Origin of the sequence: Pseudomonas costantinii, from assembly GCF_001870435.1 — a bacterium.
Classification (GTDB): domain Bacteria; phylum Pseudomonadota; class Gammaproteobacteria; order Pseudomonadales; family Pseudomonadaceae; genus Aquipseudomonas; species Aquipseudomonas costantinii.
This window is the reverse complement of sequence record NZ_MDDR01000035.1, coordinates 144,128-166,643: the sequence shown is the minus strand read 5'-3', so window position 1 is coordinate 166,643 and position 22,516 is coordinate 144,128. Positions and strand designations below refer to the sequence as shown.

Here is a 22,516-nt window from a genome sequence, read left to right as displayed (position 1 = left end):
GATCTTTGCAGGACCGTTCATCAAGAGGATTGCCCCATGCTATGGAAAAAAGGCCGACGCAGCGACAACGTGGTGGATGAGCGCGATGACAGTGGCGGTGGCGGCGGTGGCGGCATGCGTTTTGGTGGCGGCAAAGGCCTGAGCCTGACGGCGATTGTGCTGATCGTCGGCATTGGCTGGCTGACCGGCCAGGACCCGTTGCAGATCCTCGGCCAGTTGACCGGCCAGATGGAACAAGCGCCGTCGGTGAGCACGCAAACGCGCCAAGCACCGCCGGCCAATGACCAGCAGGCTGATTTCGTGCGCGCCATCTTGGGCGACACGGAAGACACCTGGGCCCAGGTCTTCCAGGAAAACGGGTTGGTCTACAAGAACCCGAAACTGATTCTGTTCCGTGGCCGGGTGAACTCCGCCTGCGGTGGCGCCACCTCAGCCAGCGGCCCGTTCTATTGCCCGGCCGACCAGCAGGTGTACCTGGACCTGGACTTCTTCCGGGAAATGTCGCAACGCTTCCACGCCGCCGGCGATTTCGCCCAGGCCTACGTGATCGCCCACGAAGTCGGGCATCACGTGCAAACGCTGCTGGGTATCTCGGCCAAGATTCAGGCGGCGCGCCAACAAGGTCGGCAGATGCAAGGCGACGGCGGCCTGCTGGTCCGCCAGGAACTGCAAGCCGACTGTTTTGCCGGCGTGTGGGCCAACCGCGCGCAAAAGCGCCTGAACTGGCTGGAGCCCGGCGATATTGAAGCCGCACTGAATGCGGCCAACGCCATTGGCGATGACCGTTTGCAGCAACAGAGTCAGGGCCGTGTGGTGCCGGACTCGTTTACCCACGGCACCTCGGCACAGCGGGTTCGCTGGTTCAAAACCGGCTTCGCTCAGGGGCAGATCACTCAATGCGACACCTTTACCGCCAAGAGTCTCTAAATGAATAAACGACTGGGATTGCTGCTGGGCGTATTAATCACCTGTTCTTCTTTCACCTGGGCCGCCGAGAAAGAACATGGCGTGAAGGAAGTCAGCCCCGATCGTTTTCACCTGGAGGCCGGCGACCTCAGCCTCGGCTTGAGCCAGGACTGGAGCAAGCCCCTGCCCCAGGTCACCCGCGCGCTGATCATCGTGCATGGTCGCCTGCGTAACGCGCAGACCTACCTGAAAAGCGGTGAAGATTCCGCCGAGCACGCCGGGCTTGCCGCCACTACGTTGGTGATCGCGCCGCAGTTTCTTAACGCGTCCGACGTGAAGCGCAACCACCTGGACAACCAGGTGCTGCGCTGGAAGGGCAATGACTGGATGGCCGGCGAGCCCTCCGTCAGCCCGGGCCAGATCAGCTCGTATGGTGCTATCGACCAGATCATCAAGCACCTGGGCAACCGCAAGCTGTTCCCGGCGCTGAAAGAAATCGTGGTCGCCGGGCACTCCGGTGGTGGCCAAGTGGTGCAGCGTTTTGCCCTCACCGGCCACGACCACCCTACCCTGCAAACCGAAGGCATCAGCCTGCGTTACGTGGTGGCCAACCCATCGTCCTACGCCTACTTCAGCCCGCAGCGTCCGGTGAAGTTCGATGTCGCCAGTTGCCCAGGCTTCAACGACTGGAAATACGGCATGCAAAATCTGCCGGCCTACGCCAAAGGCCAAAACGCCGAGCAGCTTGAGCAGGCTTACGTATCACGCAACATTACCTATCTGCTGGGCCAGCAGGACACCGACCCGAACCACCCGGCGCTGGATAAAAGCTGTGAGGCCGAGACCCAGGGCGCGTATCGCCTGATTCGTGGGCACAACTACTTTGATTACCTCAAGCAGCGGCATCCGCAGTTGAGCCACACGCTGGTGGAAGTGCCGGGGGTTGGGCATGACGGGGATCGGATGTTTACCTCGCCTGAAGGGCAGAAAGTGCTCTTCACGCAATAACTGACGACATCCAATAAAAAATGTGGGAGCTGGCTTGCCGGCTCCCACATTTGATATTCAGTGGGCGATTTAGATCATCCGGCGCAAAACCGCGCAGTCTTCAGCATGCCAATCCGCCAACTCAGGCCACGGATTCTCCGGCAAATTAACCAACACCGTCCGCGTCCCGGCCGCCCGGCCGCAATCCAGGTCAAAGCGGTAATCCCCCACCATCACCATCTCGCTCGGCGACACATCCCAGGCTGAGGCGAGCTTCAACAAGCCACCCGGGTCCGGCTTGGGCGGCGCATCATCACGCCCCAGCACGTCCTCGATGGCAAAGCAGTCCGCCAGGCCAATCGCCTCCAGCGTGACATGCGCCAACTCCCGCGCATTGCGGGTCAGGATGCCCAGGCGATAGCCACGCCCAGCCAGTTCCCGCACCAACTCCACCGCACCTTCGGCCGCGACTGAGCCCAGCGCCAGCTCCCGCTCATGTTCCAACAACCAGGCATGCTTGGCCGCCGCAACCTCCGCCGGCAACGCCGCCAGATGAGTGAGGATGTCGTCCTCAGGCGGAATCTCCAGGGCCACGCGAATGGCTGCAAAGTCATGCACGGCCACCGTCAAGGTGCCGTCCATGTCAAACACCCAATGCTTAACTTGCGACAGACTCATGCCCAATCCTTGCGATGGCGAATCAACCCTTCCTGGGTCACCGACGCCACCAACTGCCCGGCGCGGTTGAACACACTGCCGCGCGAGAAACCACGGGAATTGCCGGCCCACGGGCTGTCCATCGCATAAAGCAGCCAGTCATCGGCGCGCAAGTCGGCGTGAAACCACAGCGCGTGGTCGAGGCTGGCGACCTGCATGTCTTTCTGCCACACGGTCTTGCCATGGGGCAGCAGAGACGTAGTCAGCAAACCAAAGTCCGACGCGTAGGCCAGCAGGTATTTGTGCAGCGCCGGCGAGTCTGCCAGGGCGCCGTCGGCGCGAAACCACACGTACTTGACCGGGTCGGACGGCTGCGGGTTGTACGGGTCCTTTTCAGTCACCGGGCGCACTTCGATCGGCTTGGGGCACAGCAACTTGTCGCGCATGTGCTCGGGGATCAGGTGCGCACGCAGCTTGGTCAGCTCCAGCTCCGACGGCAGGTTTTCCGGGCCAACCACCACGGGCATGGTGGTCTGGTGCTCGAAGCCCTCTTCGTCGTATTGGAACGAGGCGCTGCAGGTAAAAATCGGGTTGCCCTTCTGAATCGCCGTCACGCGACGGGTGCTGAAACTGCCGCCATCGCGCACACGGTCCACCGAATACACCACTGGCAACGAGGCATCACCAGGGCGCAGGAAATAACCATGCAACGAATGCACGTGGCGCGCTTCTTCTACGGTCTGGCTGGCCGCCGACAGCGACTGGCCGAGCACCTGGCCGCCGAACAGTTGTCGAAAACCCAGGTCCTGGCTGCGGCCGCGAAAGAGGTTTTCCTCGATCGGCTCCAGGGTCAGCAAGTCCACCAGATCTTCCAATACTTGGCTCATAAAGCAACTCCTACAAACGATGGGGCATTCCGGGCTGCTTATCCGTGCAGTGTGTCCAACCATTGGGCGCGGGTGATGCGGTACAAAACATGATGGCGCAGCGCATCATCGGCTGCGACCTTGGGGTGTTCAAAATCTGCCTGGGGATCGTAATGCATACCGATGGCCTGCATGACTTTTTGTGAAGGCAGATTGGCTTCGGTGGTGAAGGCCAGGACTTCATCCAACTGCAACCGGTCGAAACCACAGCGCAGCGCGGTCCATGCCGCCTCGCTGGCGTAACCCAGGCCCCAATGCTCACGGGCCAGGCGCCAACCGATTTCTACCGCCGGGGTAAAGTCGGCTTCGAAACTGACATTCAACAGCCCGGTCAGGCCGATAAACTCGCGGGTGTCCTTGCGCTGCAAGGCCCAAAAGCCAAAGCCATACTCGGCAAAATGGCCACGAATTCGGCCGATCAGCGCAGCGCTTTCCAGGTGACTCAACTTGGCCGGAAAATAACGCATCACCTGCGGGTCGGCGCACATGCGCGCAAATTCCGGCAGGTCACTGTCGCGCCATTGGCGCAGCACCAGGCGTGCGCTTTCCAATTCCAGTATCGGCTCCATGGGTCCCCTCCCTTGCCATGTGCATGAGTGTACAACGCGGGTAAGATCCGTCGCAGGTTCCCGTCAGAAAATGCCATGCCACTGCCCTTGATCTACCACGATGACTACAGCCCCGAATTCCCGGCGGACCACCGGTTCCCCATGGACAAATTTCGCCTGTTACGCGACCACTTGGTGGACAGCGGCCTGACCCAGGACAGCCAACTGCTGCGCCCGCAACTGTGCCCATCTGAGATTCTGGCCCTGGCCCATGACGCTGGGTATATCGAACGCTACATGGGCGGCGAATTATCCCGCGAAGACCAACGGCGCCTCGGCCTGCCCTGGAACGAAGCCCTGGCCCGGCGCACGGTGCGCGCCGTGGGTGGCTCTATCCTCGCGGCCGAGCAGGCCTTGGAACATGGCCTGGCCTGCCATTTGGCGGGCGGAACCCACCATGCCCACTACGATTACCCGGCGGGCTTTTGCATCTTCAATGACCTGGCGGTGATCAGCCATTACCTGTTGGCCAGCGGCCAGGTCAACCGCGTGCTGATCTTCGACTGCGACGTGCACCAGGGCGACGGCACCGCCCGCATCCTCCACGACACGCCGGATGCAATCACTGTGTCGTTGCACTGCGAAAAGAACTTCCCGGCACGCAAAGCCCAGAGCGACTGGGACATCCCGTTACCCATGGGCATGGGCGATGCCGACTACCTCAAGGTGGTGGACGACGCACTCAACTACCTGCTGCCGCTCTACCAACCCGACCTGGTGCTGTATGACGCCGGTGTCGATGTGCACAAAGACGACGCCCTCGGCTACCTCAAGCTGACAGACGAAGGCGTCGCCGCCCGTGATGAGAGCGTGATGCGCCATTGCCTAGGTCGTGACATTCCGGTGATGGGCGTGATCGGTGGCGGCTACAGCAAAGACCGCCCGGCCCTGGCCCGTCGCCACGGCATCCTGCACCACAGCGCACAACGGGTGTGGACGTCATCAGGTTGTCATTGATCTGTGGGCTTTACCCACAATGCCTGTGGAACGGCCTGTGGATAACTTGAGCGTAAGCGTCTGCAAGCCAACAACTGTATAGCCTGCGGGAAGCTGTACGTTTTTTGATCAGGCAGCTGCGTCGTCCTCGGGTAGAATGCTCGGCCTATTCAAGCAACCGTAGCCCTGCCCATGCCTGACACCCCAACTCAACACGTCACCATTATCGGCGGCGGCCCTGCCGGGCTGATGGCCGCTGAAGTCTTGAGCCAGGCGGGCGTGCGGGTGGACCTGTATGACGGCATGCCGTCGGTGGGGCGCAAGTTCCTGCTGGCGGGTGTGGGCGGCATGAACATCACCCACTCCGAAGCGTACCCGGCGTTCCTGTCGCGCTACGCCGAACGCGCGCCGCAGATGGCGCCGTTGCTACGGGCGTTTGGTGCCGAGGCGTTGTGCGAATGGATTCATGGCCTGGGCATTGAAACCTTTGTCGGCACCTCCGGCCGGGTATTTCCTACGGACATGAAAGCCGCACCGCTGCTGCGCGCCTGGCTCAAGCGCCTGCGGGACCAAGGCGTGGTTATCCACACGCGCCATCGATGGCTGGGCTGGAATGCCGACGGTGGCCTACTTATCCACAGCCCGGAAGGCGAGAAAACGGTCCACAGCGATGCGGTGTTGCTCGCGCTCGGTGGTGGCAGCTGGTCGCGCCTGGGTTCCGACGGTGCCTGGCTCAAACTGCTGGACGACAAAGGCGTGCCCTGCGCCTCGCTGCAACCGAGCAACTGTGGCTTCGAGGTGTCAGCCTGGAGCGAATTGTTGGTCAGCAAATTCGCAGGCGCACCGTTGAAAAACGTCGCCATCGGGTTGAGCGATGACAAACCTCGGCTGGGGGAATGCGTGGTCACCGCCACCGGTATCGAAGGCAGCTTGATCTACGCGCTGTCGGCGCCGATTCGGGAGGCGATCAACCGTAATGGCTCGGCCACGGTGCATATCGACCTGCTGCCGAGCAAGCCGTTGGACAAGGTGCAGGCTGCCTTGGCCAAGCCACGCGGCTCGCGGTCGATGAGCAAGCATTTGCACAGCCAGTTGGGGTTGGATGGGGTGAAAGCGGCGCTGTTGCGTGAGCTGGCGCCCGCTGAGCACTTCAATGATCCGACGCTGTTGGCGGTGGATATCAAGGCGCTACCGCTGACCCTGGTGAAAACCCGTCCGATGGATGAGGCGATTAGTACGGCGGGTGGCGTGCCGTTTGAGGCGTTGGATGAGCAGTTGATGCTCAAGCAATTGCCGGGGGTGTTTTGTGCGGGAGAGATGCTGGATTGGGAAGCGCCGACCGGTGGGTATTTGTTGACCGGGTGTTTTGCCAGCGGGCGGGTGGCTGGGCGTGGTGTGCTGGAGTGGCTCCAACACTGATCATTGATCGTTCCCACGCTCTGCGTGGGAATGCCGCCCTGGACGCTCCGCGTCCGCCCTTAAAGTCGTGACGCGGAGCGTCACAGGATGCGTTCCCACGCAGAGGGTGGGAACGATCGGGTTACTTCTTCTTACGCGGGCCTGTGTTGAATACCGGCACCTTACGCACCGGCTTGATCGAAGGCTCCACCGGCGCCGCGTCCCCGCTGTCCACCCACTTGCCCAGGTTGCGCTTACCACCGCCACCACCCGACGCCTTAGGCTTCTTCGGCTTTTTCGGCTTCTTCACCACCTGCCCACTGGCATCGGTATCCGGCACCCGGTGTTCCGGTTCGAAATCCTGCTCCATATGCCGGGTCAGCGTCTGACGCGTCAGCATCTCGATGGCCGACAGCATGTTCACTTCATCGGCACACACCAGGGAAATCGCCTCACCGGTGTTACCCGCACGCCCGGTACGGCCGATACGGTGGATGTAATCCTCGGCCACGATCGGCAGGTCAAAGTTGACCACCATCGGCAAATCTTCGATATCCAAGCCACGGGCCGCTACATCAGTGGCCACCAGGATCTGCACTTCACTGGCCTTGAAACGGTCCAGCGCACGTTGGCGAGTCGCTTGCGGTTTGTCGCCATGGATGCCGTCGGCATTGATGCCCAGGCCCTGCAACTTATCCACCAACGCGTCCACACCGTTGCGGGTTTTGGCGAACACCAGCACCTGCTTCCAGCGGCCTTTGCGCATCAGGTGCACAAACAGCTCCGCCTTGCGCTTCTTGTCCACCGGCACCACCCACTGCTTCACGGTGTTGGCGGCGACGTTGCGCGGGCTGACTTCAATGCTCAGCGGGTCGTTGAGCATCTGCCCGGCCAGCAGGCGGATGTCATCGGAGAAGGTCGCGGAGAACAACAGGGTCTGGCGCTTTTTCGGCAGCATGCGGTAGATGTTCGCCAGCTCTTCAGAGAAGCCCAGGTCGAGCATCCGGTCGGCTTCATCCAGCACCAGGGTTTGCAGCTGGTTGAGTTTCAGCGCGTTCTGGCGGAACAGGTCGATCAGGCGGCCAGGCGTGGCGACCAGAATGTCGACGCCCTTGCGCAGCTTCATCATCTGCGGGTTGATGCTCACGCCGCCGTACACCGCGTAAGTGGTCAGCGGCAGGTTTTGTGCGTACTCGGCGACGCTGGCGTGAACCTGCTCGGCCAGCTCGCGGGTCGGGCAAAGGATCAGCGCACGCGCCGAGTTGGCGGCGACTTTCGGCCCTTCCATGGTCAGCAGTTGCAACAGCGGCAAGGCGAAACCGGCGGTCTTGCCGGTGCCGGTCTGGGCCGCAGCCATCAGGTCGCGACCGGCCAGCACCGCCGGAATGGCTTGCGCCTGCACCGGCGTCGGGGTCTGGTAGCCAAGCGTCTCAAGGGCGCGCAGCAAGGGTTCGATCAGGCCAAGGGTGGCGAAAGTCATGTGTTTACCGTAGGAAAAATTCAGCGCAAAGGCGTAATGCGCCGCAGTTTACCTTATTTCCGGCTTCGGCTTACGCCACTGGGGCAGGCTGATCAGCAGTACAGCGCTGATGATCACCAGCATCGCCAGCGCTTCTTCCATGCCGATGGTCTCGCCGACGAACACAATGCCCAGCAACACCGCCACCGCCGGGTTCACATAGGCATAGCTGGTCGCCGCCGCCGGTCGCACATGCTTGAGCAGGTACATATAAGCGTTGAAGGCAATGATCGAGCCGAACACGGCCAAGTAAGCCAAGGCAAGCCAACCCTCAACCGGCGGAATCTCGTGCAGGCGCTCACCTGTCAGCGCGCTGCCCACCAACAGCAACACACCGGCGATCAGCATTTCCGCCGCACTCGCCATAGCGCCCGGCGGCAGCGGCAAATGCCGGCTCCATACCGAACCGAAGGCCCAAGAGGCGGCGGCAAACAGCAACAACAATGCACCGGTCGGGCTTGATTGCAGGTTGGAGCCCATGTTGAGCATGGCGATCCCAATAATCCCCAGGATCACGCCAGCCCACTCCAGACGCGTATTACGCGCACCCCAGAAATACCCGCACAGCAAGGTGAACAACGGCACCGTCGCCACCGCCAGCGCGGCAACGCCCGACGCTACGCCCGTGTGCTCAGCCACACTCACCGCGCCATTACCGAAGGTGAGCAGCAAAACGCCGATCTTGGCGGCGGCCTTCCACTGCTCCCACGTCGGCGCAGGCGCCCCACGCCAGCGCAAAAAGCCATACATCACCGCACCCGCCGCCAGAAAACGAATCCCGCCCAGCATCAACGGCGGCCAGTACTCAACGCCGATACGGATCACCAGGTAGGTGGAACCCCAAATCACATACAACGCAAAAAAGGCGGCGATCAACGGTAAGGGGAAGCGACGTGGGCCAGGCATTGGGTAGCTCTGCGGCAGGGGACGGGACGCTTATTCTAGAAAAGCAGCTCGGTAAACATAAGTTACAAAACCTGTTTAAAGCGCCCGTACACTTTTCAAAGCATGGTTGTGAAGGCTATAAACCATGCTTTCGAAAGCCCTGCGCAATTGGAGCCTTATCATGGACAAATACGACCGCATGCTCCTCAGCGCCCTGCTCGAAGACGGCCGCGCCTCCTACGCGCAACTGGCCCGCACGGTAAACCTCTCCGCCCCCGCCGTGGCTGAACGCGTGGCCAAGCTGGAGGCCAGCGGCGTAATCACCGGGTATCAGGCCAAGGTGGATCTGTCCAAAGTGGGCTTGCCGATTCAGTGTGTGATTGAACTGCGCCTGACCAACCATGGCAGCCAGAAGGTGTACGACGCGTTGGTGGAAATTCCTGAACTGACGGAATGCCACCGGGTGACGGGTGATCCGTGCGTAATCATGCAAGCGGCGGTGGGTTCGATGCCGGAGCTGGAAAATCTGATCAATCGAGTGGCGAAGTTCGGGTTCAGCAAGACCTCGATTGTTCTGTCGAGCGCGATAGAGCGGCGGGTGCCGTTGGGGCAGTTGGAAAGCAATGGCAAAATCACCTGACCCCGATCGTTCCCACGCTCTGCGTGGGAATGCCGCCCTGGACGCTCTGCGTCCGCTTTTAGAGGCGTGACGCAGAGCGTCACAGGATGCATTCCCACGCGGAGCGTGGGAACGATCAAATGTGGAGCTTGCCTGCAGTGGCTTCAACGTAGAGCTCGGCGCTCAACAATCAAGTCCACAACCTGCTTGATGGTGGTGATGTGATCCCAATCCTCCTGAGTCGCTTGCAGGTTGAATTGCCATTTGACCTGCATGACAAAGCAGGTCAAATCATCATCAATGATCTTAAAGTCATGGATGAAATCCGTTTGCTCCGTCACCTGGCTTCGATCGATAAAGCCAATGATATCGACGAATAGTTGGATAACTTTTTCGCTGATCTCAGCTCTAGCATGGCTACCTTCCATTTCTTGCCTCATAGGCACACTTACCAATACTGACCAGGTCAAAGACAGCCAACCCCGCAGCAACGAAGGGAATGCCTCGCCCAATAATGCCAAATACCCGGACGGTGCCAAACGTTGCTTTTGCCATCCTGGCCATTGTCGGCTGCCTGATCAATGTACGAGGGAAAAAGCGCATTCCGATGAGACTTGCCAGGTTCGTCGTCTTGCTGGAACCAACGTGAACCCAAGTACCTACGGCAATTTTGCTGATCGGTATGCCTGCCGCGCCAGTGATCACCGTTGCCGCCGTCAAACCGTAGTGCTGCTGTGTACATTTCCAGAGTTCATCAAGCGTAGTGCTCGGAACCGTGGAATCAGCATGAATAGGCCTAAGTAACCGGTAATTGGCGCGATTGATAAGGCCCAGTGAATCGGGCAAAACCATGACGGCTGGACAGCTTGTCATCGCGCTTCCCAAATGAAACGCCATGCTTGAAGTTGAGCCGAAATTGATGCCATTGCGTTCGAGTTCGAACTGGCTTCGCATGATTGCTGTGTGGAGGTCGCTTTCCTGCATGACGTCGTCCTGTACGTAAATGACAGGCGCGATGGTAGGTCGCTGCGATGGGCGATTGAGGGGCGAAGGGAAAAAGCAGAAAGGTCTGACGAGGCAACAGAGCCCAGCCTACTGACTATTCAGAAAACAGGTAAAAGCCGCCCAAAAAAGCTGATGTTTCAGTGGCCAGCAAGACCGATCCCTTTCATTTGCGGGACGTTTCCTAGAGAATTCCACGGCCTTGTTTCCGTCGGATTCGGTAGCTAGTCTCGCTCAGTGATCGATCACTTGATGACCGGACGTGCAAGTCCGACCAAACAAAAGCCGCTCAGATGTCTTAATCCATCGATACCGTTTTTTGAAACGTGGCGTCGATTTGTTATGGCAGTCGTGCGCGGGAGATCTTCGGATCTGCTGGGTTTATCTTTTGTCCCGGTCTTGCACACCCGCGTACTGCTGCCACCCTATTCGCGTGCAAGCGAACGGGTGCAGCTCCTTACAATACAAAAGGAGTTTCACCATGGTCAAAGTAACCCCCGATCCACCTGAGTTCCTCAGCGAAGACGCCCTGCTCAATCGCCGAGCCATCGACTACTACCTCAAAGCCTGCGCCCCGGATGCGCCCAATTTCGCTCTGAACGACAACCTGAGTTTCGAAGATGCCCTGGCCCACGCGGCGGATTTGCTGCATTGCGCGGTGGAGACGGCGCCTTCGCTGGATGAGGCGGCGAACCCGCAGCAGCGGGCGGTGATGCATTTGGTGGGGATGGCGAAGGAGGTGGTGGATCGGGCGTTGGAGTGTGTAAAGCCTCGATAACACACCACTGATCGTTCCCACGCTCTGCGTGGGAATGCCGCCCTGGACGCTCTGCGTCCGCTTTTAGAGGCGTGACGCGGAGCGTCACAGGATGCATTCCCACGCGGAGCGTGGGAACGATCAGCGCCAGGCTTTAGAACCCGCGATGTTTCTTCAGATGCTCGTTGATCTTCGCCGCCGGTACTTTCTGCAAAGTGCACAGCAAATCGTGGGACAACTCACGCAACCCATGAGTACCGCGCAGTTCCTGGGCCAGATGCGCCGTCAGGTTGGCCGCCATCTCGGCATCCGCCATCGCCCGGTGAGCCTTGCCGGTGTGGGGCAGTTGGGCGAACGCATTCAGGGTGCCGAGCTTGTGGTTGGGCGCCGAAGGCATCAACCGGCGCGCCAGCAGCAAAGAACAAGCAAATTTCTGCAGGCGGGTGCGGCGGATCAGGCCCAGTTCGTAATCCCAGAACTTCTGGTCAAACGCCGCGTTGTGCGCCAGCAACGGCGTGGTACCGACAAACTCGTTGACTTCATTCATCACCCGCTCAGCCGGTGGCGCGCTGCGCAGCATGGCGTTGCTGATGCCGGTGAGTTGTTCGATAAACCCCGGCACGCGCACGCCGGCATTCATCAGGCTCTGGTAGCGGTCCACGATCTGGCCACGCTCAAGGATGACCACCGCGATTTCCGTGGCTCGGCAGTGGTTGCTTGGGGTGATGCCGGTGGTTTCAAAGTCGATGACCGCTATACGTTCCAAACCTGTTCCAACTCCGTCTAACAATGTATTAAGCCGCAGCGCTTATTTGAGCAGCAGCGCGCCTTCGATCGGCACGTAGCGGCTGGCAGCGCGTATCAGCGAGTTGGCCGTCAGCCCCGGCACGCCGTAGGCCACGGCTTGAACGCCATGCTTTTGGATGATGCGCTCGAGCAGCATGTCGAAATCACCGTCACCGGAAGCCAGCACCACTTCGTCGACGTGGTCGGCGGCGTCCATGATGTCGAGGGTGATGCCCACGTCCCAGTCGCCCTTGGCCGAACCATCAGCGCGCTGGATATAGGGTTTGAGTTTTACCGTAAAGCCCAGGTTGCGCAGGATCTGCTGGAATTGCTGCTGCTTGCTGTCGCCACGGTCGATGGCATACGCATACGCCTCGACGATCTGCCCGCGCGAGCTGATGTCAGCCCACAGGGCGGCATAGTTGAAGTGGCAGCCATACGCCTGGCGCACGGTGTAGTAGAGGTTTTGTACATCGGCGAACACCGCAATTTTCTTCACCGCACTTCCCCATGGCTGCCGCTTGGACCTCGGACGCGAAGGTCCGCAAAGGCGCCAGTATGCCAGCCATGGGAAAGTTTCAGCGAAAAATCAGCCCAGGGTGACGAAGCGCCCCGGGCTTGGGTGTGTCAGACGAAGGAGTCGTCGTCGCCGAACGAGGAATCGTCGTTGTCAGCGAAGTTGTCCGAGGCGTTGTCACTGCCCCAGCTGTCATTGCCGGCAAACTTCTGGTCATCGTTGCCCCAGTTGCCATTGTCACTGGCCGGCGCCGGCTCTTCGCGGATGATTTCTTCCACAACTTGCGGCTGTTGCGAGTTGTGGTTGAACAGGCTGCTGATGCCTTCAGCCAGCATCACACCACCGGCCACGCCTGCGGCGGTTTTCAGCGCGCCACCGAGGAAGCCACTGCCAATCGGGGCAGCGGGCGCTTGCTGCGGCTGTTGGTAGTTCTGCTGCGGGGCGCCGTAGCTCTGTTGCGGAGCACCGTAGTTTTGCTGCGGCGCAGGCTGGCCAAACGAAGGCCGAGCCGGTTCGCGCCAGCCGCCACCGGAAGAGGCCGGAGCGCTTTGCGCGGGTTGCGAGTCACGGGAACCGCCGCCAAAGATGCTCGACAGGAAGCCACCACTGCTCGGCGCAGGCTGTGCTGCCTGGGAACGGGCTTGTTGCAACTCATCCTGCAATTGCTGGATCTGCTGCGCCTGCTGCTTGTTTTGCGCGTCGAGGCTCTTGATCGCGTGCTCTTGCACCAGGATCGACTGGGTCATGTAATACCCGGCGGCTGGTTGGCGAGTCAGGTGCTCCTTGATCCGCGCTTCGGCCAGGGCGTCGCGGGGGGCTGAGTCCGTTTCGGCTTGCTGCAACCGTGAAAACAGTCCATCGATCAGGGTTTGCTCTTCGCTGTTCATGGCGACCTCGTTAGATTGCCGGTAAAAATCAGGGGCCCGCCTGAGATCAGGCAAGGTGCACCCTAGTTATGGGGGTGCTACCAGACGTTTCAATGGTCTTTACGTAAGGTTTACGTTTGCTTACGGCAAGTGTTGATCGGTTAAAGTGTTGTCCTTGCTTTCTGGCCTGCGATGAACCTGATGAATCCGTTAGACATACTGCGCGACTCCTTTCGTTTCACCCAACGCAACCTGGGCGCCATCGTCCAGCTATGCCTGCCGCTGGTGATTCTCGAAGCCCTGCTGCAACAGGTGCTCGACCACACGCTGGGCCCGGATGCGTTCCCCGGTTACAGCGTGGTGGTTGGGCTGTTGGTGTACCCGCTGTACACCGGCGCCTTGATCCTGTTTCTCGACGCCCGCACCCGTGGCGAGTCGCCGCGCACGAAAGATGTGTGGGCCATGGCCCTCACCCTGTGGCCGCGCTTCGCCCTGCTGACAGCCATCAGCACCTTGCTGATCCTGCTCGGGCTGTCGTTGTATTTCCTGCCGGGCCTGTGGCTGATGGTGGTGCTGGCCTTTGCCGAGTACCTGTTGGTGTTGCGCGGCATGTCGGCGCTGGAGGCAATGAAGGAAAGCTTTCGACTGACCCGTGGGCATTTCTGGCGAATCCTGGTGTGCCTGCTGTGCGTGATGACGCCGCTGTGGCTACTCAAGGGCGCGAGCGTCGCGGCTTATCCAACGCCGGCGCCGCTGCTGGGGGTGTTGATCGACAGCGCCCACAGTTTCCTGCAACTGTTTACCAGCGTGGTGCTGTTCCGTTTATTCATGCTGATCGGTGGCGATGCCGACGCGCGGTGATATGCTCCGTGCCACTTCTGAAACGCTATAAGCCGAGCCAATGACCCGTTTATTGCGCATGACCCTGTTGGGCCTGTTGATCATCGCGGGCCTGCTCACAGCCCTGATCTACAGCCTGACCTGGCGCCCCGACGAGAAGCAAATCCTGCCCGTGAGCTGCGTCGCGCCGCGCGCGCCGACCTTGCTGCCCGGGCAGGCGCTTAAGGTCATGACTTGGAACGTGCAATACCTGGCCGGCAAGAACTATGTGTTCTGGTACGACACTGCCGACGGCAGCGGCCCGGACGACCGCCCCACCATTGAAGACATGGCCTCAAGCCTGGACGAAGTCGCGCGGGTGATTCGTGACGAACAGCCCGACATCCTGTTGTTGCAGGAGCTCGACGAAGGCGCCAAATCGTCCCACTACCAAGACCAGGTGGCGTTGCTTCAGGAACGCTTGGTCGACCTCTACCCTTGCAGCGCCCAGGCCTTCGACTGGAAAGCCGACTTTGTGCCCAGCCTGCATATTTTCGGCAGCGTCGGCCGCAAACTGGTGACCCTGAGCCGCTACCAGATCGAACACGCCGAACGCCTGCAACTGCCCGCGTCCCCGGCCAACTTCATCAGCCGCCAGTTCCAACCCAAACCTGCCTTGTTGCTCACCTATTTACCGTTGAGCGATGGCGGCCAACTGGCCGTGCTCAACACCCGCCTGGACGGTGATATCCCTGGGCGCAGCGCGGTGCAAGAGCAAGTCAAAACCACAGTGAAACTGCTGGATAAGTTCGAAGGCCGTGGCACGCCATGGCTGATCGGCGGGGATTTCAACTTGCTGCCGCTGGGGCAATTCCTGCGCCTGGATGCCAGTAAGCGCGGGCAGTATTCGCCGGACAGCGAGCTGCATCTGCTGTGGGACAAATACCCGATGATCCCGAGCAACAATCAATCCAGTGGAATCGACCGTGAGCAATGGCTGACGAATTTCCCGAATGACCCAAGCCTCGATGGCCCGGATCGCACCTTGGATTACCTGTTCTACAGCCCACGCATCAAGCGGATCGAGGCGAAGGTGCGACAGGAGGATACATTGCGTATCTCCAATCATTTACCGGTGATTGCGCGGTTTTTACTGCCCGCCGCGCAATAACAAGCACCGTAAAATCCTGTAGGAGCTGGCTTGCCTGCGATCGCATCGCTGCGAAATCACTGACAGACCGCATCTGTCTCAAGCCAGCGCCCACAATTGATCTCTGTCGTGGCTATTTACGGGGTTTTATCCTGGCGGTTGCCTCTGCCACCAGTGGATCATCCGGCCAGTAATGCTTCGGATACCGTCCCTTCAAATCCTTCTTCACCTCGGCGTAAGTACTGCGCCAGAAGTTCGCCAGATCCTGCGTCACCTGCACCGGCCGCCGCGCCGGGGACAGCAGGTGCAACTTGACCACCTGACGCCCGCCGGCAATACGTGGTGTGTCCGCCAGCCCGAACAATTCCTGCAAGCGCACCGCCAGAATCGGCGGCTGTTCGCTGTAATCCAAACGCACCGACGAGCCCGACGGCACTTTCACATGCTGCGGCGCCAGTTCGTCCAGGCGCTGGGGCAGCGGCCAAGGCAACAAGTTGTGCAGGAAGCTGGAGATATCCAGGTTGGCGAAATGACTGAGGCGCGAGACTTTGCCCAGGTAAGGCATCAGCCAGTGCTCCAGACTTGCGAGCAAGGCGCTGTCACTGATGTCGGGCCATTCGCTGGTTTTGCCGGCGTCCAGGTGGCGCAGCAACATGACGCGGGCTTGCCATTGACGCAGTTCGGGCGTCCAGGGCAGTAGCTCCAGGCCTTTGCGGCGTACCAGGTTGACCAGCGCTTGGCTTCGCGCGGACTCGTCGAGGCCGGTCAGCGGTTCGCGGCTGAGCACCAGTTCACCGACTTTGCGCTGGCGCTCGGCGCGCAGGACACCTTCGCGTTCGTCCCAATCAAGCTGGTCGACGTTGCGCACTTGCTCGGCAAGCACAGTATCGAACAGCGCCGGATCAAAATCCGCTGCGAGGTAGATGCGTTCTTCGCGCTGACCCTGGCGACTGCCCAGGTCGGCGATCACCAACCACGGTTGCTTCATCAGGCTGTCGGCTTCGGCGAACAGAGCGGCGCGGCCATTAGCCAGGCGATATTCAGCGCCACCGGGGCGACGTTGTTGGGCGACACGGTCCGGGTAGGCCAGCGCCAGCAAGGCGCCGAGCCAGCGCGGATGGTCGGGGTCGCCCACCGTTTGAGTCGCCTTGCCCCTTAAATAGCCACGGTATTGCCGCGCCAGTTGCTTGGCCCGCTGCACGCCACCTTGGGTGCCGCGCGCGCGTTCTTCGCCGCTGAGCAAGGCCAAGCGACTGTGCAAATCCGCACCGCCGCCGCGCAAGATATCGCGCTCACCCAACAGAGCGGCGACATCACAGGCGGTGGTCGCCAGCCCCAGGTCTTGCCCGCGCAACAGCAGATGGGCGATACGCGGATGGGCCGGCAGTTCGGCCATCTTCTGGCCATGGGCGGTCAATTTTTCTTCATTCAAGGCACCGAGGCGCACCAGCAAATCCTGGGCCTGGGCATACGCGGCGGCCGGCGGCACATCCAGCCAAACCAGTTGCGTAGGCGTGACGCCCCAGCGCGCCAGTTGCAAGGCCAGACCTGCGAGGTCTGCCGCAAGAATTTCCGCACTGCCATAGGCGGCCAGGCCTTCATGCTGGTCCTCGGACCACAACCGATAGCACACGCCCGGCTCCAACCGCCCGGCCCGACCGGCGCGCTGGGTGGCGCTGGCGCGGGAGATGCGCTGGGTGTCGAGGCGGGTCATGCCGCTGCCGGGGTCGAAACGCGGTACCCGCGCCAGCCCGGCGTCGATCACCACGCGCACGCCGTTGATGGTCAGGCTGGTCTCGGCGATGTTGGTCGCCAGCACCACTTTACGTTTACCGGCCGGGGCCGGGTCGATGGCGGCGCGTTGGGCGTTGAGGTCCAGCTCGCCATGCAGCGGGCATAACAGCACATCGCTGCGATCGCCCAAGGCGTCGGCCAGTTGCTGGTTGACCCGGCGAATCTCGGCCTGCCCCGGCAGAAACACCAGCACGCTGCCGGTTTGGTCGTGCAGGGCTTCAAGGATGGTTTGCACCACGCGCGGCTCGATAAATTCACCCGCCTGATACGGTCGCCCCCAGCGCATCTGCACCGGGAACATGCGCCCTTCACTGCGCAGGATCGGCGCGTTATCCAGCAGGCTGGCCAGGCGCTCGCCTTCGAGGGTGGCGGACATCAGCAGGATTTTCAGGGGTTGCTCATCGCGAAACAGGTCGCGGCCGTTGAGGCTCAGGGCCAACGCCAGGTCGGCGTCGAGACTGCGTTCGTGGAATTCGTCGAAGATCAGCAGGCCCACGCCATCGAGCGCCGGGTCGTCTTGCAGGCGACGGGTGAGGATACCTTCGGTGACCACTTCGATACGGGTGTTGGGGCCGACCTTGCTGTCGAGGCGAATGCGATAGCCGACGGTTTCACCGACCTTTTCCCCCAGCTCACTGGCCAGTCGCTCCGCGGCAGCGCGCGCGGCGAGGCGCCGGGGTTCGAGCATCAGGATGGTTTGCCCGGCCAGCCAAGGCTCGTTCAACAACGCCAAGGGCACGCGGGTGGTTTTACCGGCGCCGGGCGGCGCTTCCAGCACGGCTTCATGGCGATTCGCCAAGGCGTCACGCAACGCGGGTAAAACATCATCGATCGGCAACGAATTCATACTGGCTCCAAAGCAGAGCGGCGAGTATAACGGCGAACTGATGGATGCCGACGCTGGTCTCAAGGGCAGTGCTATATAGTCTCGTATCAACCGTATTCAGGAGAGTCTTCATGCGTATCGCTTCCCGTGTCATCGGCGGTGTCCTCGCCGTCACCCTGCTGAGCCAACTGACGGCCTGCGGTTCGATTTTCTACCCGGACCGCCGTGGCCAGATCGACGGCAAGATTGACCCGACGATTGCCGTGCTCGACGCTGTGGGCCTGCTGTTCTACGTGATCCCCGGCCTGATCGCGTTCGGCGTCGACTTCGCCACCGGCGCCATCTATTTCGAACCGGGCAAGACCGCCCAGGTTGCGCCAGAGAAACTGCAAGAAGCCATCGGCGCCGACGGCAAGGTCGACAACGCCAAGTTGCAAACCATCATCCAGAAAGAAACCGGCCGCAGCCTGCCGCTGGACGACCCACGCATGATCCAGTTCAAGGGCAGCGTGCAACAACTCGCGTCCCTGGGCCTGCAACCTGCCGCTTAAGGATTCGACCCGCCTATGACCAGCAGTCCCGAACACGCCAGGCTCTTGCGCCTGGCCACCCGCGCTTCGGTGGGCGTGGCCTGTGCGCTGATTATCACCAAGGCCATCGCCTGGTGGCTCAGTGGCTCGGTGAGCATGCTCGCCGGGTTGACTGACTCGCTGCTTGACGGCGTGACCTCACTGCTGAATTTGCTGGCGGTGCATTACGCACTGCGTCCGGCCGATGATGATCACCGTTACGGGCATGGCAAGGCCGAGTCGCTGTCGGGCATGGCCCAGGCTTTGTTTATCGCCGGCAGTGCGGTGTTGATCGCCTTTCAGGCGTATCAGCGCTTGCAGCACCCGGAACCGGTCGGTGCACCATGGCTGAGCATCGGCGTGATTGTGTTTTCGCTGGTAATGACCGTGGCGCTGCTGATGCTGCAACACCGGGTAATCCGCGAAACCGGCTCCAACGCGGTGCGTGCGGACTCACTGCATTACCGCTCGGACTTGATGCTTAACGGCAGCATCCTGGTGGCGCTGGTATTGGCGGGCATGGGTTTTCATCAGGTAGACGCCTGGTTCGGCCTGGGGATTGCCGCTTACATCCTGTGGAGTGCGATCCAGATCGCCCGCGAGAGCTTTGCGGTGCTGATGGATGAGGAACTGCCGCCGGAGGTCAGCCAACACATGTTGGAACTGGCTCGGGGTGTACCGGGCGTGCTGGGTGCGCATGACTTGCGCACGCGAATATCCGGCAGCCACTGGTTTGTGCAATTGCACCTGGAGTTACCGGGGGAGTTGACGCTGTCAGTGGCCCATGGCATCAGCGACCAGGCCGCCGATGCCATTCACAACGTCTACCCGCGCGCCGAAGTGCTGGTGCACGCCGACCCACGGGAAGTGGTCACGGGCAACAAGGCCTAGTACTGCACCTGATACCCGCGACTGGTCAGGCAGTTGCCCTGGGCCTGGCGATAGGTTTGCACCACTGCCGGGTCAGGGGCGTAGGTGACGGTCCGAGGATCGAAACCACTTTGTTGCACAGCCCAGCGATAACAATCGTAACCGTCCTGCTGCACTTGGGCCGGTGATTGGCCGTTGGCAGGATAAGCGACAACGTCATAGCTATTACCCTGGGGCGCAGGCGCTTCCGTTGGCTGTTGTACGACTACGTACTGCTGGGAGCTGCTTTCGTAGGTGTAATAGGCGCCGGCCGCGACGAAGAACAGCGCACTGCCTATCCACACTTCCCGTGCGTAGTCCGGCAGGTATTGCACGCGAATGCCGTAGGGCGGCGTCACCACTACATAGCGCGGGCCCTGCGGGCGATACCAATAACCACCGGAGAAGAAATAGTCCTGGCCACGGTAAGGCACACGGTAATTGCGGTCGGTGAAGCGGTCGACGCTATAACCTGGGCGATATTGCGGGCCTGGGCCCCAGCCGTTGCCGTGTCCATCGGGACGGCCAGGCCAGCGGGTATCATTGGGATGTCCATTGAAACCGCCACCTGGCCGTGGGCCTGGGCCACCCCCGGCTTGCCAATGCTGATTGCCATCATTGCGGCGCGGGATGTCCTGATAGTTGCCCTGGCGCGGTTCCTGGGTTTGGCGAACCGTATCCGGACGGCCCTGGATCGGCAGGTTATTCGCCGGCTGCGGTTGCGGCGCCGGCCGAGGTTGCTCGGCGCCTTGCGGACGACCTTGCCATTGCCCGCCCCCCCGCTGCTCCGCACGGTCAAAATGCTCGTTTTGCGGGCGCGGCTGGTTATTCTCGAAATGCTGGTTCTGCGGACGCGGCTGATTATTTTCAGGACGCGGTTGATTGTTTTCCTGACGCGGTTGATTGTTCTGCGGGCGCTGTTGGTTATTTTGCGGCCGCGGCTGCTCGTTACCTTGCCGCCCGCCTTCCTGCCCTCTTTCATGCTGACCACCGCCTTCAGAGCGCGGGTCGTCGGCCATCACTTGCGTGCCGACGCTGACCATCAGCAAACCTACACCTGCCATACGCCAGATGCGCTTCATGCTATTCCTCACTGCGGATTAGGGCCTAGAGTGTCCGGCCTCATAACATGAGACTGGAAAAGCCTCGCCCGGTTCTGAAACAGGTTATCAGTCGCTCACTATTTTCGTAGGTAAAAGACGCGCGCAAAGAAAAGGGGTGACCCGTCGGCCACCCCTTGAGAATTTCGTCCTGGCTCAACGCTTATGACGTTGGCTCACCTCACGCCGTCTTGTGGACAGTGTGCAGCCTGGAGGCCGGCTCAACCCTACTGGGGCGGCGGCCGCAGCAGGCCTGATTGGGCGAGCTGCAGTGGACTGTTGTCCAGGCGGTGATTCTGTTGATAAACATACAGGCCCGCGCCCGACAGATGATTGCGAAGATTGCGTCAATAAACAGTGCTTGCGCAATTTTTAACCCTTCATAGATAATTCGCCGCAATAGTTACGACAAAGGCCAACCCAATGAGCAAGCTTGACCGATACGACCTGAGTATTTTGGCGGAATTGCAGCGCGATGCGAGGATCTCCAACCAAGAGTTGGCCGAGCGCATCGGCCTGTCGCCGTCGCCCTGCTCACGCCGGGTCAAGCAGCTGGAGGACGATGGCTACATCGCACGCCAAGTCGCGTTGCTCGACCGCAAGATGCTGGGTTTGAGCCTGACCGCGTATGTGCTGATCGGCATGGACCGCCACACCCCCGAACGTTTCGAGAATTTCGAAGCGGCAATCCGCACCCTGCCGCAAGTGCTGGAATGCAGTTTGGTCACCGGGATGGATGCGGACTACCAGTTGAAAGTGGTGGTGCCGGACATGGATCACTATCAGAAACTGCTGTTGGGTCATCTGACCCGCATTGAAGGCGTGACCAGCGTGCGGTCGAGCTTTGTGCTGAACCAGGTACTGAACAGCACCGAGTTGCCGCTGACCCACCTGCGCACCTAAGATCATTGGAGATCAAATGTGGGAGCTGGCTTGCCTGCGATAGCATCAGCGCGGTGTGACTGAAAGACCGAGTTGCCTGCATCGCAGCGATGCGGCGACCCGACAAGCCAGCTCCCACATTGGCCGCGACCGACTCAGGTCAATGTTGCGCTGTTGACGCTGCTTTATACTGCCCGCCTGCCCTGTCGGAAAAACACGCAATGAACTCCATAGACCCCGCCCTGTTTGAAGAATGGATGATGACCGGCCTGGTCACCATCCTGATCATTTTCATGGGCTTTATCGTCTGGGACCTGGCGAAGAAGTCCAAGGCCGGACGCTTTGGCTCGTTCATCCTGTTTTTTGTGTTAGGGCTGGGCGTGGCCGCATTCATCATCAAGAGCGTGGTGATCGGCCTGATCGAGTCCGGCGCTCTATAAGCGCGCCGGCACTTCCTTCCACTGGCCCTGATCCAGGCCGTCGATCGACCAATTGCCAATCCGCACACGCACCAGGCGCAAGGTCGGCAAGCCCACCGCAGCAGTCATGCGCCGCACCTGACGGTTACGCCCCTCACGAATCACCAGCTCCAGCCAATGAGTCGGCACGCTTTTGCGAAACCGTACCGGCGGGATACGCGGCCATAACTCGGGCTCGTCCAGCTGCCGCGCTTCGGCGGGCAAGGTCATGCCGTCGTTAAGCTCCACGCCGTCACGCAGGCGTTGCAGCTGCTCTTCGGTCGGCTCGCCTTCCACTTGCACCCAATAGGTTTTCGCCAGCTTGTGCTTGGGGTCGGCGATCCGCGCCTGCAACTGGCCATCGTTGGTCAGCAACAACAGGCCTTCGCTGTCACGGTCCAGGCGGCCAGCCGGGTAGATGCCGGGGATGTCGATAAAATCCTTGAGGGTCGCCCGCCCGCCTTCGTCGCTGAACTGGGTCAGCACGTCGAACGGCTTGTTGAACAGGATCAGCTTCGGCTCAGCCGGTGGCGCCTTGGCGACGCGACGAGCAGCGCAGTGCACAGGTTTCACGCCAGGGCGGCGGGAATCGGGACGAGTGGGACGGGACATGGCAAAGGAACATCTAACGGTCAGGACC

The 22,516-nt window shown here is 60.9% G+C and carries 25 protein-coding genes; 12 read left to right on the top strand and 13 right to left on the bottom strand.

All coding sequences use genetic code 11. The features are described from left to right. Positions 1-36 precede the first annotated feature (36 nt). Together ypfJ and BFL40_RS19530 are read left to right on the top strand one after the other, a co-directional pair. A complete protein-coding gene (gene ypfJ, locus BFL40_RS19535; protein ID WP_071485482.1) occupies positions 37-927 on the top strand; it encodes a KPN_02809 family neutral zinc metallopeptidase in 891 nt (296 codons plus the stop codon). Continuing rightward, complete coding sequence (locus BFL40_RS19530; protein ID WP_071485481.1) at positions 928-1,914, top strand: hypothetical protein; 987 nt, start codon at positions 928-930, stop codon at positions 1,912-1,914. It abuts the gene before it with no gap. A gap of 69 nt (positions 1,915-1,983) precedes the next feature. On the opposite strand, the gene BFL40_RS19525 is transcribed toward BFL40_RS19530, so the two are convergent. From BFL40_RS19525 to BFL40_RS19515, 3 genes are read right to left on the bottom strand one after another with little or no spacing between them, the layout of a single operon-like run. Further along, on the bottom strand, positions 1,984-2,571 hold the full coding sequence (locus BFL40_RS19525) for an HAD family hydrolase (protein ID WP_071485480.1): 588 nt from the start codon (positions 2,569-2,571) through the stop codon (positions 1,984-1,986). Next, positions 2,568-3,437, bottom strand: a complete 870-nt coding sequence (tesB, locus tag BFL40_RS19520; RefSeq protein ID WP_071485479.1) for an acyl-CoA thioesterase II — start codon at positions 3,435-3,437, stop codon at positions 2,568-2,570. The genes BFL40_RS19525 and tesB overlap by 4 nt, the downstream gene beginning before the upstream one ends. A gap of 38 nt (positions 3,438-3,475) precedes the next feature. Further along, positions 3,476-4,045, bottom strand: coding sequence for a GNAT family N-acetyltransferase (locus BFL40_RS19515; RefSeq protein WP_071485478.1), 570 nt, complete (start codon positions 4,043-4,045; stop codon positions 3,476-3,478). A gap of 75 nt (positions 4,046-4,120) precedes the next feature. On the opposite strand from BFL40_RS19515, the gene BFL40_RS19510 reads away from it, so the two are divergent. Then, on the top strand, positions 4,121-5,041 hold the full coding sequence (locus BFL40_RS19510) for a histone deacetylase family protein (protein ID WP_071485477.1): 921 nt from the start codon (positions 4,121-4,123) through the stop codon (positions 5,039-5,041). Positions 5,042-5,212: 171 nt separating this feature from the next. Then, entirely contained in the window at positions 5,213-6,439 is a 1,227-nt protein-coding gene (locus BFL40_RS19505) for a TIGR03862 family flavoprotein (RefSeq protein ID WP_071485476.1), read from the top strand. Between the two features lie 121 nt (positions 6,440-6,560). Here the strand turns inward: BFL40_RS19505 and rhlE1 are convergent, their stop codons facing one another. Together rhlE1 and yedA are read right to left on the bottom strand one after the other, a co-directional pair. Beyond that, positions 6,561-7,898, bottom strand: coding sequence for an RNA helicase RhlE1 (gene rhlE1 / locus BFL40_RS19500; RefSeq protein ID WP_071485475.1), 1,338 nt, complete (start codon positions 7,896-7,898; stop codon positions 6,561-6,563). Between the two features lie 48 nt (positions 7,899-7,946). Next, entirely contained in the window at positions 7,947-8,843 is an 897-nt protein-coding gene (yedA, locus tag BFL40_RS19495) for a drug/metabolite exporter YedA (RefSeq protein WP_071485474.1), read from the bottom strand. Positions 8,844-9,003: 160 nt separating this feature from the next. On the opposite strand from yedA, the gene BFL40_RS19490 reads away from it, so the two are divergent. After that, positions 9,004-9,462, top strand: coding sequence for an Lrp/AsnC family transcriptional regulator (locus BFL40_RS19490; RefSeq protein ID WP_071485597.1), 459 nt, complete (start codon positions 9,004-9,006; stop codon positions 9,460-9,462). Positions 9,463-9,605: 143 nt separating this feature from the next. Here BFL40_RS19490 and BFL40_RS19485 read toward each other — a convergent pair whose 3' ends face one another. Together BFL40_RS19485 and BFL40_RS19480 are read right to left on the bottom strand one after the other, a co-directional pair. Next, positions 9,606-9,869: an acyl carrier protein gene (locus BFL40_RS19485; protein WP_071485473.1), complete on the bottom strand. Its 264-nt coding sequence runs from the start codon at positions 9,867-9,869 to the stop codon at positions 9,606-9,608. After that, positions 9,859-10,425: a hypothetical protein gene (locus tag BFL40_RS19480; protein ID WP_071485472.1), complete on the bottom strand. Its 567-nt coding sequence runs from the start codon at positions 10,423-10,425 to the stop codon at positions 9,859-9,861. The genes BFL40_RS19485 and BFL40_RS19480 overlap by 11 nt, the downstream gene beginning before the upstream one ends. A 499-nt stretch (positions 10,426-10,924) precedes the next feature. Here BFL40_RS19480 and BFL40_RS19475 point away from each other — a divergent pair, with 499 nt between their 5' ends. Then, the gene (locus BFL40_RS19475) at positions 10,925-11,221 is read left to right on the top strand and encodes a DUF3077 domain-containing protein (protein ID WP_071485471.1); all 297 of its coding nucleotides are present in this window, start codon (positions 10,925-10,927) and stop codon (positions 11,219-11,221) included. A gap of 133 nt (positions 11,222-11,354) precedes the next feature. Here BFL40_RS19475 and BFL40_RS19470 read toward each other — a convergent pair whose 3' ends face one another. The 3 genes from BFL40_RS19470 to BFL40_RS19460 form a co-directional block, all read right to left on the bottom strand. Then, positions 11,355-11,966, bottom strand: coding sequence for a 3'-5' exonuclease (locus BFL40_RS19470; protein ID WP_071485470.1), 612 nt, complete (start codon positions 11,964-11,966; stop codon positions 11,355-11,357). A 42-nt stretch (positions 11,967-12,008) separates the two neighbouring features. Further along, positions 12,009-12,485, bottom strand: coding sequence for a LabA-like NYN domain-containing protein (locus tag BFL40_RS19465; RefSeq protein WP_071485469.1), 477 nt, complete (start codon positions 12,483-12,485; stop codon positions 12,009-12,011). 128 nt (positions 12,486-12,613) lie between these two features. Next, positions 12,614-13,390: a DUF2076 domain-containing protein gene (locus BFL40_RS19460; protein ID WP_071485468.1), complete on the bottom strand. Its 777-nt coding sequence runs from the start codon at positions 13,388-13,390 to the stop codon at positions 12,614-12,616. Positions 13,391-13,570: 180 nt separating this feature from the next. Here BFL40_RS19460 and BFL40_RS19455 point away from each other — a divergent pair, with 180 nt between their 5' ends. Continuing rightward, positions 13,571-14,230 (top strand): YciC family protein, encoded by a 660-nt coding sequence (locus tag BFL40_RS19455; RefSeq protein ID WP_071485596.1) that lies wholly within the window; start codon positions 13,571-13,573, stop codon positions 14,228-14,230. Positions 14,231-14,270: 40 nt separating this feature from the next. Further along, positions 14,271-15,359 (top strand): endonuclease/exonuclease/phosphatase family protein, encoded by a 1,089-nt coding sequence (locus tag BFL40_RS19450; RefSeq protein WP_071485467.1) that lies wholly within the window; start codon positions 14,271-14,273, stop codon positions 15,357-15,359. Between the two features lie 112 nt (positions 15,360-15,471). On the opposite strand, the gene hrpB is transcribed toward BFL40_RS19450, so the two are convergent. Then, the gene (gene hrpB / locus BFL40_RS19445) at positions 15,472-17,979 is read right to left on the bottom strand and encodes an ATP-dependent helicase HrpB (protein WP_071485466.1); all 2,508 of its coding nucleotides are present in this window, start codon (positions 17,977-17,979) and stop codon (positions 15,472-15,474) included. A gap of 110 nt (positions 17,980-18,089) precedes the next feature. On the opposite strand from hrpB, the gene pmcY reads away from it, so the two are divergent. Together pmcY and BFL40_RS19435 are read left to right on the top strand one after the other, a co-directional pair. Then, on the top strand, positions 18,090-18,509 hold the full coding sequence (gene pmcY, locus BFL40_RS19440) for a periplasmic Zn2+ metallochaperone PmcY (protein WP_071485465.1): 420 nt from the start codon (positions 18,090-18,092) through the stop codon (positions 18,507-18,509). A gap of 15 nt (positions 18,510-18,524) precedes the next feature. Continuing rightward, a complete protein-coding gene (locus BFL40_RS19435) occupies positions 18,525-19,418 on the top strand; it encodes a cation diffusion facilitator family transporter (RefSeq protein WP_071485464.1) in 894 nt (297 codons plus the stop codon). Here the strand turns inward: BFL40_RS19435 and BFL40_RS19430 are convergent. Then, a complete protein-coding gene (locus BFL40_RS19430; protein WP_071485463.1) occupies positions 19,415-20,518 on the bottom strand; it encodes a DUF6515 family protein in 1,104 nt (367 codons plus the stop codon). The two genes, BFL40_RS19435 and BFL40_RS19430, sit on opposite strands and share 4 nt — an antisense overlap. A 441-nt stretch (positions 20,519-20,959) precedes the next feature. Here BFL40_RS19430 and BFL40_RS19425 point away from each other — a divergent pair, with 441 nt between their 5' ends. Next, positions 20,960-21,439, top strand: coding sequence for an Lrp/AsnC family transcriptional regulator (locus BFL40_RS19425; RefSeq protein WP_003194418.1), 480 nt, complete (start codon positions 20,960-20,962; stop codon positions 21,437-21,439). A 209-nt stretch (positions 21,440-21,648) separates the two neighbouring features. Beyond that, a complete protein-coding gene (locus BFL40_RS19420) occupies positions 21,649-21,858 on the top strand; it encodes a DUF2788 domain-containing protein (RefSeq protein ID WP_025999909.1) in 210 nt (69 codons plus the stop codon). On the opposite strand, the gene BFL40_RS19415 is transcribed toward BFL40_RS19420, so the two are convergent. Continuing rightward, positions 21,853-22,488, bottom strand: a complete 636-nt coding sequence (locus BFL40_RS19415; RefSeq protein ID WP_071485462.1) for a pseudouridine synthase — start codon at positions 22,486-22,488, stop codon at positions 21,853-21,855. The genes BFL40_RS19420 and BFL40_RS19415 overlap by 6 nt on opposite strands. Positions 22,489-22,516 lie beyond the last annotated feature (28 nt).

Excerpts from the sequence above, each read along its gene's own strand:
- tesB (WP_071485479.1), bottom strand. The coding sequence starts at position 3,437 with ATGAGCCAAGTATTGGAAGATCTGGTGGACTTGCTGACCCTGGAGCCG.
- BFL40_RS19490 (WP_071485597.1), top strand. The coding sequence starts at position 9,004 with ATGGACAAATACGACCGCATGCTCCTCAGCGCCCTGCTCGAAGACGGC.
- yedA (WP_071485474.1), bottom strand. The coding sequence starts at position 8,843 with ATGCCTGGCCCACGTCGCTTCCCCTTACCGTTGATCGCCGCCTTTTTT.
- BFL40_RS19485 (WP_071485473.1), bottom strand. The coding sequence starts at position 9,869 with ATGGAAGGTAGCCATGCTAGAGCTGAGATCAGCGAAAAAGTTATCCAA.
- BFL40_RS19530 (WP_071485481.1), top strand. The coding sequence starts at position 928 with ATGAATAAACGACTGGGATTGCTGCTGGGCGTATTAATCACCTGTTCT.
- BFL40_RS19425 (WP_003194418.1), top strand. The coding sequence starts at position 20,960 with ATGAGCAAGCTTGACCGATACGACCTGAGTATTTTGGCGGAATTGCAG.
- BFL40_RS19450 (WP_071485467.1), top strand. The coding sequence starts at position 14,271 with ATGACCCGTTTATTGCGCATGACCCTGTTGGGCCTGTTGATCATCGCG.
- BFL40_RS19415 (WP_071485462.1), bottom strand. The coding sequence starts at position 22,488 with ATGTCCCGTCCCACTCGTCCCGATTCCCGCCGCCCTGGCGTGAAACCT.
- BFL40_RS19515 (WP_071485478.1), bottom strand. The coding sequence starts at position 4,045 with ATGGAGCCGATACTGGAATTGGAAAGCGCACGCCTGGTGCTGCGCCAA.
- BFL40_RS19480 (WP_071485472.1), bottom strand. The coding sequence starts at position 10,425 with ATGCAGGAAAGCGACCTCCACACAGCAATCATGCGAAGCCAGTTCGAA.
- ypfJ (WP_071485482.1), top strand. The coding sequence starts at position 37 with ATGCTATGGAAAAAAGGCCGACGCAGCGACAACGTGGTGGATGAGCGC.
- BFL40_RS19510 (WP_071485477.1), top strand. The coding sequence starts at position 4,121 with ATGCCACTGCCCTTGATCTACCACGATGACTACAGCCCCGAATTCCCG.
- BFL40_RS19455 (WP_071485596.1), top strand. The coding sequence starts at position 13,571 with ATGAATCCGTTAGACATACTGCGCGACTCCTTTCGTTTCACCCAACGC.
- pmcY (WP_071485465.1), top strand. The coding sequence starts at position 18,090 with ATGCGTATCGCTTCCCGTGTCATCGGCGGTGTCCTCGCCGTCACCCTG.
- BFL40_RS19475 (WP_071485471.1), top strand. The coding sequence starts at position 10,925 with ATGGTCAAAGTAACCCCCGATCCACCTGAGTTCCTCAGCGAAGACGCC.
- BFL40_RS19430 (WP_071485463.1), bottom strand. The coding sequence starts at position 20,518 with ATGAAGCGCATCTGGCGTATGGCAGGTGTAGGTTTGCTGATGGTCAGC.
- BFL40_RS19435 (WP_071485464.1), top strand. The coding sequence starts at position 18,525 with ATGACCAGCAGTCCCGAACACGCCAGGCTCTTGCGCCTGGCCACCCGC.
- BFL40_RS19525 (WP_071485480.1), bottom strand. The coding sequence starts at position 2,571 with ATGAGTCTGTCGCAAGTTAAGCATTGGGTGTTTGACATGGACGGCACC.
- BFL40_RS19460 (WP_071485468.1), bottom strand. The coding sequence starts at position 13,390 with ATGAACAGCGAAGAGCAAACCCTGATCGATGGACTGTTTTCACGGTTG.
- rhlE1 (WP_071485475.1), bottom strand. The coding sequence starts at position 7,898 with ATGACTTTCGCCACCCTTGGCCTGATCGAACCCTTGCTGCGCGCCCTT.
- hrpB (WP_071485466.1), bottom strand. The coding sequence starts at position 17,979 with ATGAATTCGTTGCCGATCGATGATGTTTTACCCGCGTTGCGTGACGCC.
- BFL40_RS19505 (WP_071485476.1), top strand. The coding sequence starts at position 5,213 with ATGCCTGACACCCCAACTCAACACGTCACCATTATCGGCGGCGGCCCT.